16 protein-coding genes, 1 tRNA gene, 1 pseudogene and 1 riboswitch are annotated in these 15035 nt (G+C 59.1%); of the genes and pseudogenes, 10 read left to right on the top strand and 8 right to left on the bottom strand.

Features of this window, described 5'->3' with window-relative positions; all coding sequences use genetic code 11:
• Position 1: 1 nt before the first annotated feature.
• The 5 genes from AC1DNI_RS04290 (at position 2) to AC1DNI_RS04270 (ending at position 3348) form a co-directional block, all read left to right on the top strand.
• On the top strand, positions 2 to 856 hold the full coding sequence (locus AC1DNI_RS04290) for a hypothetical protein (protein WP_477690942.1): 855 nt from the start codon (positions 2 to 4) through the stop codon (positions 854 to 856).
• Entirely contained in the window at positions 853 to 1545 is a 693-nt protein-coding gene (locus tag AC1DNI_RS04285; protein WP_477690941.1) for a hypothetical protein, read from the top strand. The genes AC1DNI_RS04290 and AC1DNI_RS04285 overlap by 4 nt, the downstream gene beginning before the upstream one ends.
• Positions 1545 to 1949 (top strand): HNH endonuclease, encoded by a 405-nt coding sequence (locus tag AC1DNI_RS04280; protein ID WP_477690940.1) that lies wholly within the window; start codon positions 1545 to 1547, stop codon positions 1947 to 1949. Before AC1DNI_RS04285 ends, AC1DNI_RS04280 begins: the two co-directional genes overlap by 1 nt.
• Before the next feature lie 156 nt (positions 1950 to 2105).
• Positions 2106 to 2312, top strand: coding sequence for a hypothetical protein (locus AC1DNI_RS04275; RefSeq protein ID WP_477690939.1), 207 nt, complete (start codon positions 2106 to 2108; stop codon positions 2310 to 2312).
• A complete protein-coding gene (locus tag AC1DNI_RS04270) occupies positions 2299 to 3348 on the top strand; it encodes a tyrosine-type recombinase/integrase (RefSeq protein ID WP_477690938.1) in 1050 nt (349 codons plus the stop codon). The genes AC1DNI_RS04275 and AC1DNI_RS04270 overlap by 14 nt, the downstream gene beginning before the upstream one ends.
• 73 nt (positions 3349 to 3421) lie before the next feature.
• Here the strand turns inward: AC1DNI_RS04270 and AC1DNI_RS04265 are convergent.
• Positions 3422 to 3495 (bottom strand) — tRNA-Gly (locus tag AC1DNI_RS04265).
• A gap of 62 nt (positions 3496 to 3557) precedes the next feature.
• Positions 3558 to 4649: a 2'-deoxycytidine 5'-triphosphate deaminase gene (locus AC1DNI_RS04260; protein WP_477690937.1), complete on the bottom strand. Its 1092-nt coding sequence runs from the start codon at positions 4647 to 4649 to the stop codon at positions 3558 to 3560.
• Between the two features lie 77 nt (positions 4650 to 4726).
• A riboswitch (SAM riboswitch) is annotated at positions 4727 to 4806 on the top strand.
• Positions 4807 to 4869: 63 nt separating this feature from the next.
• Here AC1DNI_RS04260 and AC1DNI_RS04255 point away from each other — a divergent pair.
• Positions 4870 to 6063 (top strand): O-succinylhomoserine sulfhydrylase, encoded by a 1194-nt coding sequence (locus AC1DNI_RS04255; protein WP_477690936.1) that lies wholly within the window; start codon positions 4870 to 4872, stop codon positions 6061 to 6063.
• Positions 6064 to 6070: 7 nt separating this feature from the next.
• Here AC1DNI_RS04255 and AC1DNI_RS04250 read toward each other — a convergent pair whose 3' ends face one another.
• The gene (locus tag AC1DNI_RS04250; protein ID WP_477690935.1) at positions 6071 to 6409 is read right to left on the bottom strand and encodes an MmcQ/YjbR family DNA-binding protein; all 339 of its coding nucleotides are present in this window, start codon (positions 6407 to 6409) and stop codon (positions 6071 to 6073) included.
• A 134-nt stretch (positions 6410 to 6543) separates the two neighbouring features.
• Between AC1DNI_RS04250 and apaG the strand changes: the two genes are divergently transcribed.
• Both apaG and AC1DNI_RS04240 read left to right on the top strand, forming a co-directional pair.
• Entirely contained in the window at positions 6544 to 6936 is a 393-nt protein-coding gene (gene apaG, locus AC1DNI_RS04245) for a Co2+/Mg2+ efflux protein ApaG (RefSeq protein WP_477690934.1), read from the top strand.
• Positions 6936 to 7232 carry a hypothetical protein gene (locus tag AC1DNI_RS04240; protein ID WP_477690933.1) on the top strand — a complete coding sequence of 99 codons (297 nt, stop codon included), beginning with the start codon at positions 6936 to 6938 and terminating at the stop codon, positions 7230 to 7232. Before apaG ends, AC1DNI_RS04240 begins: the two co-directional genes overlap by 1 nt.
• Positions 7233 to 7244: 12 nt before the next feature.
• On the opposite strand, the gene AC1DNI_RS04235 is transcribed toward AC1DNI_RS04240, so the two are convergent.
• From AC1DNI_RS04235 to AC1DNI_RS04225, 3 genes are read right to left on the bottom strand one after another with little or no spacing between them, the layout of a single operon-like run.
• On the bottom strand, positions 7245 to 8240 hold the full coding sequence (locus AC1DNI_RS04235; protein WP_477690932.1) for an Hsp33 family molecular chaperone: 996 nt from the start codon (positions 8238 to 8240) through the stop codon (positions 7245 to 7247).
• Positions 8233 to 9171, bottom strand: coding sequence for an ornithine carbamoyltransferase (gene argF, locus AC1DNI_RS04230; protein WP_027230345.1), 939 nt, complete (start codon positions 9169 to 9171; stop codon positions 8233 to 8235). The genes AC1DNI_RS04235 and argF overlap by 8 nt, the downstream gene beginning before the upstream one ends.
• Positions 9172 to 9181: 10 nt before the next feature.
• On the bottom strand, positions 9182 to 10387 hold the full coding sequence (locus AC1DNI_RS04225; RefSeq protein ID WP_477690931.1) for an acetylornithine transaminase: 1206 nt from the start codon (positions 10385 to 10387) through the stop codon (positions 9182 to 9184).
• A 503-nt stretch (positions 10388 to 10890) separates the two neighbouring features.
• On the opposite strand from AC1DNI_RS04225, the gene AC1DNI_RS04220 reads away from it, so the two are divergent.
• On the top strand, positions 10891 to 11406 hold the full coding sequence (locus tag AC1DNI_RS04220; protein WP_477690930.1) for a GcrA family cell cycle regulator: 516 nt from the start codon (positions 10891 to 10893) through the stop codon (positions 11404 to 11406).
• 78 nt (positions 11407 to 11484) lie between these two features.
• On the opposite strand, the gene AC1DNI_RS04215 is transcribed toward AC1DNI_RS04220, so the two are convergent.
• On the bottom strand, positions 11485 to 12750 hold the full coding sequence (locus tag AC1DNI_RS04215) for an ATP-binding protein (protein WP_477690929.1): 1266 nt from the start codon (positions 12748 to 12750) through the stop codon (positions 11485 to 11487).
• 138 nt (positions 12751 to 12888) lie between these two features.
• Between AC1DNI_RS04215 and ppk2 the strand changes: the two genes are divergently transcribed.
• Positions 12889 to 13752 carry a polyphosphate kinase 2 gene (gene ppk2, locus AC1DNI_RS04210; protein WP_477691478.1) on the top strand — a complete coding sequence of 288 codons (864 nt, stop codon included), beginning with the start codon at positions 12889 to 12891 and terminating at the stop codon, positions 13750 to 13752.
• Between the two features lie 272 nt (positions 13753 to 14024).
• Here ppk2 and AC1DNI_RS04205 read toward each other — a convergent pair.
• A pseudogene (locus tag AC1DNI_RS04205) lies at positions 14025 to 14867 on the bottom strand (glycosyltransferase family 2 protein); the annotation flags it as partial.
• Positions 14868 to 15035 lie beyond the last annotated feature (168 nt).

Genomic DNA, 15035 nt, shown 5'->3' with positions numbered 1-15035 from the left:
TGTGACCAAGCACGAAGCCCCGCCGTTCAACATGGTGATCGAGGCAGGCCGGTTGATTCCGGCCACGCCATACGATGCCGAACGCCTCGACAGCTATCGTCGCGGCACCAGGGTGAAGGTTCGCTTTACCGAGGAGAAAGACCGCGTTCTCGTGCGCAAGTGGTGGGCGATCGTCGGCAAAGCCGTGAAAGAGTGCAACACGCCTTGGAAGACGCGCGACGAGGCCAGCGAGGCGATCAAGCTTGCGCTGGGAATCGTCAATCTGGCGAAGACGGTCAGCGGCGCTTTCATGCATTATCCGAAGAGCCTCACCGAATTGACGGATCCTGAATTGCAGGAAGCCGTCGAGCAGATGATGGCGCTTATCCATCGCATCACTGGAGTCGATCCGGACGAGTGGCGCAAGGAAGTTGGCGACCTCGGCCGCGATGATGAACCCAATATCGAACCGTCGGAGACTCCCCATGCCTCCGATGCAGGAAACGATGCTGCCCCAAACGGCGTCGTTTCCGACCATTCCGCGCAAGCGGCCACAGAGCCCGGCGATTCCTCATCTCCTCCCACCGCGGAATTGTCGGGCTCTACCTCTCTAACCGATGAAGATAAGGGCCATCTCCTCGCCTTCATCCGGCGATTGAAAGCCTCGATCGGCGACGACGAGACTGTTGTTCTCGCGACCGGTCACAGTTTCGCGGCAGAGGGCCGAAAGCTTTCCCCATTGGGTGTCGCGAAGGCCAAGAAGCTCGTTGAGCTTTTCAAAGCTGTCTGCCGTGGCGGTCGCCGGGAAGCCGAGGTCATCGAGGAAGCCTGCGGCATTGCTCAAGTCGACGTGCTCGAATTGGGGATGAACCTATGACTGACCGTCCAATCCTTTTCAGCGCTCCGATGGTCCAAGCACTTCTTGCCGGCCGGAAGACGCAGACACGGCGGGTCATCAAGCCACGCGGTCACGCAAGCCTGTTCGATGGATCGTGGACGGATGACTATGTGCTCGATCCCGATAACGCCTCATGGCGCGCGAGCGAATTGCGGTTCGCCATTGGCGACCGGCTCTATGTCCGCGAGCATTGGCGCACGTTTGCCAGTCTCGACGTCACGCCACCTCGCGATCTATGGTCACCTAACTGCGGCCATGAGGCCGGCATCCTCTATATTGCGGATGGCTTCGGACTCGCGGTTACCCGAGAAGGTCAGCGTTGGTCTGGCGATCGAGACGATCCAGCAGCATTCGGCAAGCATCGGCACGCCATGCATATGCCGCGTTGGGCTTCCCGTCTCACGCTCATCGTCACCGATGTTCGCGTGGAGCGGCTGCAGGATTATAGTGAGGCGGACGCCCGGGATGAAGGCATCGACATCGTTGAGCATGACGATGGTAGCTGGGTTTTTCCCGTGCCGGGAACGGAAGACTACGAGCGCGATGCGGTGAAGGCGTACGCGTCCCTTTGGGACCGAATAAACGGCGCGGGATCATGGGAATCCAATCCATGGGTGGTCGCTGTCACCTTCGATGTCCTCAAGCAGAACATTGACGAGGTGCGCTGATGGCCCGCCAAGTCAACGAGTGGATCGGAAAGTCGGATGACACGAGGGCCCCGCCCCGCGTGCGCCAGCGCATCTATGACCGGGACAGTGGCGTCTGCCATCTCTGCAAGCTGCAGATCAAGACGGGCGAGACGTGGCAAGCCGATCACGTTGTGGCCCTGATCAATGGCGGGAAGAATGCCGAGAGCAATCTCGCGCCGGCGCATTCTCATTGTCACCTCGGCAAGACAGCGCTGGACGTCAAGGAGAAGGCCAAGGTCGCTAAGGTGCGCGCCAAGCACACCGGCGTCACTCGGCCGAAGGGCTCGGTCAAATCCGCCGGATTCGCGAAGGTTGTCAAAGCCAAGCCGGCTCACACCAAGTCCCTCACGCCTCGCCGTTTATTCGAAAGGATCGAACCATGATGTACGGGCAGCGCTTCAAAGGCTGGCTTACCGACTTCACCGTGATCGCCGGGCCGTTCGTTGTCGTCGGCCTTATCCTGCTGGCTGCTTTTGTGAGGTGCGTAGGATGAAAATCACCGATGCCCTTCGCGTTCTCATTTCGGAGGGGAAGCCCGAATGACAGAAAAACTCCGCTTCACCCGAGCCCAGATTCGCTGCGTAGCCTCGATCGCGAGGACTGAAGGTGTTGGGGTAAAGCTCAATCCTGACGGGTCGATTGTTGTTTTCCCCGATGTTCACAAACCGGAAACGGTTGACGAGAGCGACGATAAAGACCTTGATCGCGAATTGGCTGCGTTCGAGGCAAAGCATGATTACAATTAAATTGAAGGGCATCCATAAGGTTAAAGCCAAGGGGCGCGACTATTATTACGCCTGGCGTGGCGGCCCGAAGCTTGATGGCGAGCCGGGATCAGCCGAGTTCATGGACTCCTATAACGAGGCCATCGCAAGCCGGACTATGCCAGACACGGCAAAATTTCGCTCTCTGGTTGTAATCTACAAAGGAAGTCCAGATTATGCGAAGCTTGCCGATAGCACGAAACGCCAATGGTCGCGCTGGCTCGATCGCATCGCTAATCATTTCGGGACCTTGAGCATCGCTCAATTTGACCGGCCCCAGAAAATCCGTCCGATTATCCGAAAGTGGCGCGGGACGTATGCCCAGACGCCACGGACGGCCGATTATGGCATGCAGGTGCTATCGCGCGTCCTATCCTATGCGGTTGACCCCCTCGGAAAAATTACATCGAACCCGTGTGAAGGCATCAAACAGATTTATGGCAATGACCGCGCTGCTATCATCTGGACTGATGAGGATATCAAGCAGCTAAAGACTGCAACCGATGACAAGGGCAACGCGACTTGCTCGCTTGAGGTTGGGCTTGCTGTAGATCTTGCAGCGCATACCGGCTTACGAGTTAGTGATCTGGTGCGCCTGTCCTGGTCACATGTCGGCGAGGACGCAATCGTCATCACAACCGGAAAGAGCAATCACAAGCGCGAGGCCGTTATCCCGCTATACGAGGATCTCCGGACGCTGCTCGATCGCGTTCCTAAACGTTCACCCGTCATATTGACAAGCAGCCGTGGAACGCCTTGGACGAACGACGGCCTGGCATCGTCGTTCCACACGGCGAAGACTGATGCTGGGATGAAGGGAAAGGACCTTCACTTCCATGACTTGCGGGGCACGGCTGCGACAAAATTCTATACCGCCGGCCTACCGGAGCGTGTTATTGCTGAGATTCTAGGTTGGGAAGAGGACTCGGTGGCGAAAATTATTCGTCGCTATGTGGACAGGACAGCCGCCACAAAAGCCATCATTCGACAGATCGATGAGGCCAGAAAGAGAACATAGGTTGTAAAACTTTGTGTAAAACTCCCCCAAAAGGGGCATCGTAAAATATCAGTTAAATCATTGAAAAGATTGGTGGAGCGGGTGAAGGGAATCGAACCCTCGTATTCAGCTTGGGAAGCTGCTGCTCTACCATTGAGCTACACCCGCATTTTACTATCAGTGACCGTTGATAGCGGTCTTTGTCAAGGGGTCGCGAGCGGGCTCCGCCGTCACCGGAAGTGCTTTGAAAGCTTCAGGCCCTGCGCCTGGTAGTTGGAGCCGAGATCAGTTCCATAGAGGGCGCGCGGGCGCTCCAGCATATGCTCGTAGATCAGGCGTCCGACGATTTGTCCGTGTTCGAGAATGAACGGCACTTCATGGCTGCGCACTTCGAGCACCGCGCGGCTGCCGGTGCCACCCGCCGCCGTGTGGCCGAAGCCCGGATCGAAGAAACCGGCATAGTGCACGCGGAATTCGCCCACCAGCGGGTCGAACGGCGTCATCTCGGCGGCATAGAGCGGCGGCACGTGAACCGCTTCGCGCGAGACGAGGATATAGAACTCATCGGGATCGAGCACGAGTTCCCGGGCGCCGCGATCATGGATCGGCTCCCAGAAGTCGAAGAGATCGTGGACGCCGCGCCGGTCGACATCGACGACACTTGTATGATGCTTGCCGCGATAGCCGACAAGGCCATTCTGGTCGCCGGTCAGGTCGATTGAAAGGGCAATGCCACCCCCGGAAATATTGGGGGTTTCGGAGGCAACGAGCGTCTCGGCGGCGTGAAGTTCCGCAAGCTCTGTTTCCTCCAGTTGCGCGCGCCCGGTCCGGAAGCGGATCTGCGACAGGCGCGAGCCGGTGCGGGCAACGATCGGAAAGGTGCGCGGGCTGACTTCAAGGTAAAGCGGGCCATGGTAGCCGGCCGGAACCTTGTCGAACTCCTGCGCGCCATCGACGATGACCCGTGTGAAGATATCGAGGCGCCCGGTCGAACTCTTCGGATTGGCGGAGGCTGAAACCTCGCCAGGCAGCGCCAGGCTTTCAAGGAGCGGAACGATATAGACGCAGCCGGTCTCGAGGACCGCGCCCTCGGTCAGATCGATTTCGTGCAGTTTCAGGCGGTCGAGCTTGTCGATGACCGGCGTGCCCGGGCCCGGCATGAAGCTCGCGCGTACGCGGTAGGCGCGCTTGCCGAGGCGCAGATCGAGGCTCGCAGGCTGGATCTGGTCGACGTCGAATTCGCGCTCGGTCTTGAGTGCTCGCGCCTCAAACAGCGCCCTGATGCCGCTATCGGCCAATATGCCCGCTTCTCGTCTCGCCATGTCGACCATCCATACAAAGAGACGAAAAGCTTTAGCGCCTCACCCGATTGACGCAAGCGGCCAAGAGGATTAAAGCACTTTTATCCCGTGGTGATTTGGCCGGCCGGCTTGCAGCCACGTAAAATAATTTGCTAAAAGAGGCCCGGTCTCGTCCGGCCTTTTTGCGATACCCGCAAGGCCGGTTTTTTATTGGCCAGTTTTCTGGCAGATTGAGACAGCGATGACCAAGGATACCACCCGCAAACTGCGTCCCGCCACCCAGCTCGTCCATGCCGGCACCCTGCGTTCCGGCTTCGGGGAAACCTCCGAAGCCCTGTTCCTGACGCAAGGCTTCGTTTACCCGTCCGCAGAAGCGGCCGAGGCGCGTTTCAAGGGCGAAGAGCCCGGATTCATCTATTCGCGCTATGCCAATCCCACGACCGACATGTTCGAAAAGCGCATGTGCGCCCTTGAAGGCGCGGAAGATGCGCGCGCCACCGCTTCGGGGATGGCCGCCGTTGCTGCCGCAATCCTCTGCCAGGTGCGAGCCGGTGACCACGTGCTTGCCGCACGGGCGATGTTCGGCTCCTGTCGCTACATCATCGAGACCATGCTGCCGCGCTATGGCGTTGACTTCACGCTGATCGACGGCTCCAGGATCGAGAATTGGGAAAAGGCGGTTCGCCCCAACACCAAGGTGATGTTCCTCGAAAGCCCGACCAATCCGACGCTCGAAGTCATCGATATTGCAGCCGTCGCCAGGGTCGCGAACTCCGTTGGCGCCAAGCTGATCGTCGACAATGTGTTCGCAACGCCGCTCTTTCAAAAGCCGCTCGAACTCGGCGCCCACATCGTCATCTATTCGACGACCAAGCATATTGACGGCCACGGCCGCTGCCTCGGCGGCATGATCCTATCGGACAAGCAGTGGATCGACGAAAACCTGCACGAATATTTCCGCCACACGGGACCCGGGCTTAGCCCGTTCAATTCCTGGGTCATGCTGAAGGGGCTCGAAACGCTTGCCGTGCGCGTACACCAGCAGACGAACAATGCAGCCAAGATTGCCGACTTCCTTGCCGGACATCAGGCCGTCTCGAAAGTGCTTTATCCCGGCCGCGCCGATCACCCGCAGGCAGATATCGTCGCCAAGCAGATGAGCGGTGGCTCGACGCTGATCGCCTTCGAGGTCAAGGGCGGCAAGAAGGCTACGTTTGCGGTCGAAAATGCACTGGAGATCATCCAGATCTCCAACAATCTCGGCGATTCAAAGAGCCTTATCACCCACCCGACAACGACGACGCACAAGAACCTGACGGACGAGGCCCGTGCCGAGCTCGGCATATCCGATGGACTGCTGCGGCTTTCCGTCGGTCTCGAAGACGTCGATGATCTCATCGACGATCTCGATACGGCACTGAACGCATCGCGCTAGGGCCTGGCTATAGCTGGTGGCGCACCGACACTGATTTTGGCGCGGCCTTCCGCCACGCCATGGCCATGGCATGGCGCACGACATCTGGCTCGGCCATGGCGAGGATGACAAAGGTCGCACCTTTCTCGCCCCAGCCGCCCGGCACCTGTTCGAACATGTCTGCAGAGGTCTCGCGCATCATGGCCTGGTCGTCTCGCGTCAGCATCAGAACCCCGCGCTGCTTTTCCGGACGCAAGGTGGCGAAGATTTTGTTGCTCACACGAAAATCGGTTGTGCCAAAGTGGCTGCGTTGCGTGCTTTCCGGAAATGAGTGCGCCATGGCGGCGAAGGCTTCCAGGGTCATCATGACTGGCTCCTTTTGCATCCCCGATCCTACCAAATGAACCGTGACCGACGAAGGTTTTAGTTCGATCCGTGACCAGTAATGGTTGACGCATCGGCCGTGAGTGGCGATATCAAGGAGTGAAATCGAGAGCAGGCATGTACAAGGCGACAACGCGCGATATCGAAGTGACGGTCGAGCCGTTCTATCTGGAGGATCAATCCAACCCGGAGGAAAATCGCTATGTCTGGGGCTACCGGATAACCATTGCCAATGACTCGGACCTGACGGTGCAATTGCGCGCCCGCTACTGGAGGATCACCGATGGCAACGGCCATATCGAGGAGGTCCGCGGACCGGGCGTCATCGGCGAGCAACCCATTCTCGATCCGGGCGACTCCTTCCAATATTCATCCGGCTGTCCGCTGACGACGACATCAGGGGTCATGGTCGGGCGCTATTCGATGCAGACAACGTCAGGCGAGCGCTTCGATATCGAAATTCCGGCCTTCTCGCTCGACCTTCCCGATCAATTGCGGACCTTGAACTGATGGCCGAAACCGAACGCACCAACGCGCCCTATCTGAAGGCCCTCACCTGCTCCGCTATCGTCTTCGCACTGGCGATCGGCGCCTATTTCCTCGGCTATACCCTACCGAGTTTCACCAGCGCCTCCGACGCGGCCAGCCGATTGTTCGGCCTTGCCCTGGTCCCCGGACTGATTGTCGGCCTGTTTGCCAAGAAATCGCCAAAGCCATGGCCGTTATGGCTGATTATCGGCGGGTTCGTCGTTGTTCTGATCGCCGTCACCGTCATCCATGAAATGACGGCTTCGATGCGGGTCTGACCGCCGGATCGGTCAGTTTTTCGGCAGGAACTCGCCCGGATCGAACTCGTAGTGCGTCGAGCAGAATTCGCAGGTGACGCTGATCTTGCCGTCTTCGATACTGTCCTCGATCTCTTCGGCCGTGAAGCCTGAGAGCACGCCGGCAATCTTCTCGCGCGAACAGGAGCAGTCGTCGTTGACGCGGACCGCATCGAAGACGCGGACGCCGCGCTCGTGGAACAGCCGATAGAGCAGACGTTCCGCGCCAACCTGCGGATCGGTCAGTTCAGAGCTCTCGATCGTCGCGACCAGCGCCTTGATTTCGGCCCAGTCGTCATCCTCGAAAAACTCGTCCTCCTCATTGCTCGGCGCATCGCCGGCCGGCAGGTCCCGCTGGCGCATGCGAAGCTCGGATTCCGGCAGGAACTGCACGATGAGACCGCCGGCGCGCCATTGTTCGACAGGCTTGCCGTCCGGGCCTCGCTCCACGAGCTTGGCGACGGAGAGGCGCACATCGGTCGGAATCTGCTCCGACTGGCGGAAGTAGGTCTTGGCAATCTCTTCGAGGTTCGAGCCGTCGAGTGCGACGATGCCCTGGTAGCGTTGTGTGTATTCGCCCTGGTCCACGGTCAGCGCGAGCGTGCCGCTGCCGATCAATTCCTCCTGGGCGGTACGGTGCTCGGCAATCGCCTCCGCCAGACGTTCCTCGTCGTAGCGCGCATAGGCGCGCACGGAATTTGGCGTGCGGAAATCGACGACCAGCATGTCGACGGGGCCATCCGACTGCGACTGGAAGATGAACTTGCCGTCGAACTTCAGCGAGGTACCAAGCAGCACGGTCAAAACGATGGCTTCGGCGAGCAGCTTTGCAACGGGTTCGGGATAGTCGTGGCGATTGAGGATCTCATCGAGCGTCGGCCCCAATTGCACCGCACGGCCGCGGGCATCGAGATCCGCAACCTGAAACGGCACAACGGCGTCGTCGCCGGCAAATACATATTCGTCGGAACGAATTCCGGTATCAGACACTGGAACGTCCTCCTTCAAGACACCATGCGAGAATTGCCTTCTGCGCGTGCAGCCGGTTTTCCGCCTCATCAAAGACCACCGAATGCGGTCCGTCGATGACGGAGTCGGTTACCTCTTCGCCGCGATGCGCGGGCAGGCAGTGCATGAACAGAGCGTCGGGATTGGCATGCTGCATCAATGCATCGTTGACCTGATAGGGCATGAACACGTTATGGCCGCGGGCACGCCCTTCCTGTCCCATCGACACCCAGGTGTCGGTGACGATGCAATCGACGTCCTTGACCGCAGCGACCGGGTCGGTGGTTAGCTTGATCTTGCCGCCGGCGCCGCGGGCCCAGTCAAGATATTTGCTGCTGGGTTCGCTGCCATCCGGCGTTGCGATATTGAGATTGAAATCGAAACGGGCTGCCGCCTCGACCAGCGAGTGCAGTACATTGTTGCCGTCGCCCGTCCAGGCGAACGTCTTGCCCTGCACCGGCCCGCGATGTTCCTCGAACGTCATGATATCCGCCATGATCTGGCAGGGATGCGTGTCATCCGTCAAAGCATTGATGACGGGCACCGTGGCGTTTTGCGCCATTTCGGTCAGGCGGTCATGCGTCGTCGTGCGCATCATGATGATGTCGACATAGCGCGATAGCACCTTTGCCGTATCGGCAATGGTTTCGCTGCGGCCAAGCTGCATCTCCGAACCGGTCAGCATGATGGTTTCGCCGCCGAGCTGGCGCATGCCGACATCGAAGGAAACGCGTGTGCGCGTCGACGGCTTGTCGAAGATCATAGCCAATACTTTGCCGGCAAATGGCTTTTCGATATTGCCGGCTTTCAGCCGTGTCTTGCGTTCGCGGGCGTCGTCAAGGATCGTGCGCAGATCGCCGGACGAGAGCGCTGAAAGGTCGGTAAAATGCCGGAGGTCCTGCTTGATTGTCATGGCTGGCCCCTCACGCGCTCTTCTGTCTGGCGGCAACCGAAAGGCGTTCGGCCGCGGTCTCGATGCGTGAAAGCGCCTCGCGCGCCTCTTCTTCAGATGCAACCAGAGGTGGAAGCAGGCGAATGACGTTGTCACCGGCGCCGACCGTCAGAAAATGCTCGTCGCGCAATGCCTGGACCAGCGTCGTATTGGGCACGACGCTTTTAAGGCCAATCAAGAGGCCGCGGCCGCGCACTTCCGAAATTACGGCCGGATAGCGGTCGGCAATGGACGCAAGGCCCTGCTTCATCGTGAGGGCAATCTTCTGGACGTGTTCGAGGAAGCCCTCCTCCAGGATGACGTCGAGCACGGCGTTGCCGACGGCCATGGCAAGCGGATTGCCGCCGTAGGTCGTCCCATGAACCCCCGCGGTCATGCCCTTTGCGGCTTCGGCCGTGGCAAGGCAGGCGCCAAGCGGAAAGCCGCCGCCGATGCCCTTTGCGACCGCCATGATATCCGGCCTGATGCCCGACCACTCATGGGCGAACAGCTTGCCGGTTCGACCGACGCCGGTCTGCACTTCATCGAGGATCAGCAAAATACCCTCATCGTCGCAGAGCTTGCGCAGAGCGCGCAGATCTTCATCCGGGACGGGGCGTACGCCGCCCTCTCCCTGGATCGGCTCGATCAAGATGGCAGCCGTCTCCGGCCCGATGGCAGCCTTCAAGGCCTTTTCGTCACCGAAAGGCACCTGGTCGAAACCCTCGACCTTGGGTCCAAAACCTTCAAGGTATTTTTCCTGGCCGCCAGCCGCGATCGTTGCCAGCGTGCGGCCATGGAACGCGCCTTCGAAGGTGATGATGCGAAACCGTTCGGGATTGCCGTTGACATAGTGGTAGCGCCGCGCGGTCTTGATCGCGCATTCAAGCGCTTCCGCACCGGAATTGGTAAAGAACACCTTGTCGGCGAAAGTCGCGTCGACAAGACGCTGGCCGAGACGGCGCTGGCCGGGGATCTCGTAGACGTTGGAGACGTGCCACAGTTTTTCGCCCTGGCTCTTCAGCGCTTCGACGAGATGGGGATGCGAATGGCCGAGCGAATTAACGGCAATGCCTGCGGCGAAGTCGAGATAGCGCTCGCCGGTTTCGGTCACCAGCCACACACCCTCACCTCGCTCAAAGCGCAGATCCGCACGAGCAAAAGTGTCGTAAAGCGGTTGCGCGATTGCGTCCGTCATATCGTTACGGGCCTCCAATACCCTGTTTGCCGAAACTGCTGATTACAAAGAAGAAACGGCCGTGTTGAAATCAAAAAGCCGCCCCACAATGCCATTTTGAGGGCGGCCATATGCCAGTAATATCGTCATTCGAACCCCAATTGTCAAATGAACACTTTTGATCCCATTCATCACCAACACGAACCGGATGAGCCGATCCATTAACTACAACTTCTGCGCGTATTCGCTGGAATATTTGCCACCGACTCTGCAATTCGTCATTTCTGCAACAGTCTATCGCGCAAGTTGGGGAAAACCCAAAAAAGCACCCCTGGGATCGGCGCCCGACTCTTGTCACAGAGTCATCGCATATTGTAGCTTGGTAATCGAAAAAGCTAGATTTCGTACGGCGTCCTCGTCATCTGAATAGATATGGTATCGAACCAATCTGGAGCAATCCAGATGCGAGGAAGGATTCAGTCCGGAGTCTACATAAACAAGCCCCATATGGAGCTAGGAAAACGATGAACTGGACAGATGAGCGCGTAGAACAGCTGAAGAAACTTTGGGCCGAAGGTCTGAGTGCAAGCCAGATCGCAGCACAGCTGGGCGGTGTCAGCCGCAATGCGGTCATCGGCAAGGTTCACAGGCTGAAGCTGTCCGGGCGGGGCAAGACCACGTCCACCCAGACACGCAGCAAGAAGATCAACACGGGGTCATCCGGCGCGCGCAGCGGCGGTTCGTCGGGGCATGTCGCGACCCGCGTCGTCAGCCGCAGCATCGGCGCGACCGCTTTGCAGACCGAATACAGCACGGAACTCGTGCCGGTCATGAAGACTGTCACGGATGTCGTCGTGCCGATCTCGAGGCGCCTCGAACTGGTGCAGCTCAACGAGCGCACCTGCAAATGGCCGATGGGAGATCCGCTGCAGCCGGACTTCAATTTCTGCGGCAACGATGTCGGCGAGTCCGGGCCCTATTGCGGCTATCACTCCCGCCTAGCCTATCAGCCGGCGTCCGATCGCAGGCGCGTCCGCTGATCTCAGCTCCTTCTGACTGGGGCGCCATTCGGCGCCCTTTTTTTGTTGCGGTGCACCAAGCTCAACGAGCGGTTGGCGTCAGGCCTTCTGAGGTCCGAAGACGACGGTGAAGGTCGAGCCCTCGCCCACCCGCGAGCGAACGACCAGGCGGGCCCGATGCCGCGTCAGTATGTGCTTGACGATCGCAAGTCCGAGGCCGGTGCCTTTCTGAGCCCGGCTGGTTTCAAGATTGACGCGGTAGAAGCGTTCAGTCAGGCGCGGGATATGTTCCTCCGGTATGCCAGGGCCGAAATCCTGTACCATGGCCTTGATGCCATCGTCGCCGCGCTTGAGCTCAACGATGATGCGCTTGCCCGACTGGCCGTATTTCAAGCCGTTTTCGACAAGGTTCTGGAAGACTTGCGTCAGCTCATCCCTGTCGCCAAGCACGATGACGGGATCGGGATCGATTTTGCGTTCGATTTCGACGCCGAGATCATCCGCAAGCGGGCGCAACGAATCCACCACATGATTGATCAACGTCGTCAGGTCCACCTGGTCCTTGACCGCGATATGCGCCTTCATTTCGATCCGCGACAGTGACAACAGGTCATCGATCAGGCGGGCCATGCGCTCCGCCTGCTTCTGCATGATCTCGAGGAAATTGTCGCGCGCCGCCTCGTCGCGGCGGGCCGGCCCGCGCAGCGTCTCGATAAACCCGGTCAAGGATGCGAGGGGCGTGCGCAACTCATGGCTGGCATTGGCGATGAAGTCACTGCGCATGCGTTCAAGGCGATGCGCTTCAGTTTGATCGCGAAAGGAGAGAAGATATTGCCGGTCCTTGCCACCGGCCCGGTCGAGGAGGAGGACCGTCGCGCGATACCAGCGCTCGACCGGCACCCTTTCGGCAAAGTCTACCGACCGGGCTACACCATCGGCCATGACTGACTGAACCAGTGCTTGCAGTTCGGGGGCCCGGAAATGCAGGAGCAAAGCCCCGCCGCGCGCCAGCGGCCCGAACGCGCCATTGGCGACGGGATTGACGTAAAGGATCGTCCCGCCATGGTCGAAGATGATAAGGGGGTCGGGCAATTGCGCGGCAAGCTGCTGGCCGGACAGACGGAAAATTGCCGGATCGCTGGCGGGAGATTCCGCTGGTGCATCGCTGCGCGGCAGCGTCGCAGAAAGCGCAACGACCGCCAGGAGGACGAGCATGAGGACGGCAAAGCTCAGCCACCATGTCGCCTGAGTGCTGAGGACAAGAGCGGTAATGAAGGCGGCGGCGCCGAGCACGAAGCGTGCCTGGATCACACGCTCGACGGCCTTTTGACGAAACGTACGGCCCTCCTGCCCCAAAATGCTCATGCACTAAACTCCTGGCCCGGCGTCCTTTTTTGGCTCTGGACGATACAACGCTCTCTCAATAACATGCCATTGTGTCAATTGAGGACGATTGCTGTGGGTAAAGATTCGAAAAAGAAAACCGATAAACCCGTAGCGGGGATAGACACCACTCTCAAACTCAAGATCGACGGCAAGAAACGCACTTTCAATATAGACGATCCCAAACTGCCGGACTGGATCGATGACGGCGATCTTGCTTCAGGGGGTTATCCCTATAACGACAAGATGCCGAACGACGAATACGAGAAGACTGTCGAGCGGCTGCAGATCGAACTCGTCAAAATGCAGTACTGGCTGCAGGACACCGGCAATCGCGTCATCTGCGCGTTCGAGGGGCGTGATGCCGCCGGAAAGGGCGGCACAATCTTCACGCTGCGCCAATATATGAACCCGCGCTCGGCCCGCAATGTCGCCCTGCCGAAGCCCAGCGAGATCGAGCGCGGCCAATGGTATTTCCAGCGCTATATCTCGCATTTCCCGACGACAGGCGAGTTCGTCACGTTCGACCGTTCCTGGTACAACAGGGCCGGCGTTGAAAAAGTGCTGGGGTTCTGCACGCCCGAGCAGCATGAATCCTTTTTGGAAGAAGTGCCGGGATTTGAACGCCTTCTCGTTGCGGATGGCATTCATTTCTTCAAGTTCTGGCTCGATATCGGTCAACTCATGCAGCTGAAGCGATTTCACGACCGCAGGCACAGTCCGTTGAAGAACTGGAAGTTCTCGCCCATCGACATCGAAGGGGCCAAGCGCTGGGACGACTACACGAAGGCGCGCGACGAAATGCTGGCACGCACGCACACGGCCTATGCCCCATGGACGATTGTCAGGTCCAACGACAAGCGGCGCGCCCGCATCGCCGTCATCCGCAGAATTCTCTTGAGCCTGCCATATAAGGGCCGGGACATGGATGTGGTCGGCAATGAAGACGCGCTGATCATCGGCTCCGGCCATGAGTTTCTGTGAGGGCGCGGGCTGATTTTCTCCGGCAATAATGTCCCTGAAGGGTCGTGCGGCGTCTTTTCCCAAAGCGAGGGCGCTCGGCCGAGCTGCCAAATGGCACGCCATGCCGCCATGGCGGTAAGCAGCCAATAGAGCGGCAGCCACTGCAGGATCGATCCAGAAATCGAGGCGGCGACCGGTGTTCTTTGGCCGAGCCTGTGGAATGACAGGAAGCCCATGACAACGCACACGAGATCGAGGGCGAGTATCGCATTGTGCCAGGTAAAGGCGTCATCGCGCGCGATGTGGACAATCCCAAAGCCTATCCAGAGCAGCATGAACGGATAGACGATCGATGAGACGATGATCCCCGCAACCAGCGTCTGGAACACCATGAAGCGTTGCAATCCTACGTCGCGCAGGAAAGCTCTTGGATTGCGCATTTCGACGAGCCATGTGTGCGCCCATCCTTTCAGCCATCTCGTCCTTTGCCGCAGCCAGATATCGACGCGGACCGGTGCGTCCTCAAGGGTTGGTCTGGTGATCACACCCACATCATAGCCACAGCGCGCCAAGCGCGCGCCGAGCTCGGCATCCTCGGTGACGTTGTATGGATCCCAGCCGCGCACCGCTTCAAGGCAATGGCGCCTGAAATGATTGGAGCTTCCTCCGAGCGGCAGAATGAAGCCGTGGCGGGCCAGCCATGGAAGCAGGCCGCCGAAATGGGCTGCATACTCGAAGGCAAACAGCCGCGCCAGCAGACAGCTGCCTGCATTCGAAATGATCAGCGGCGCCTGCAGGCAAGCGAGCCTCACGTCGGATATGCCGAAGCGGCGCCAGGCCTCCAGCAACTGGTCGGGATGAGGCCGATCTTCCGCATCGTAGACCACGACAAATTCGCCCTTCGCCAATTGCAGCCCATAGTTGAGCGCCTTTGGCTTGGTTCGTGGGCCGAAATTGGCAACGGGGACGATCTTGAAACCCGGCGGTAAGGTCTGGTCTGCCAAAGCCTTCAATGTTGACGTGTCGTCTGCCTCGCAGAGAAAAAGCACTTCAAGCCTCGACTTTGGCCAATGGAGCCGCTGCATCGCCCTTACCAGTTGGGGCACCACCGCCGCTTCCTTATAAAGTGCGATCATGACGGTGTAGAACGGAAGTTCACCATGTCGTTGTGCAAGACAGCCGGTTTCGGCGGAAATTTCGCCGGTCCTGCCAGCTGCCAGGAAGCGAAGCGCTATGCATGCAAAGAAGAAGGGCAGCGAAAAATAGTGATAGCCATCCCAGAGGGTGGAAAGATGGAACATCAG

Source organism: Phyllobacterium sp. 01N428, assembly GCF_056399405.1.
This window is presented reverse-complemented; position numbering and strand designations above follow the sequence as displayed.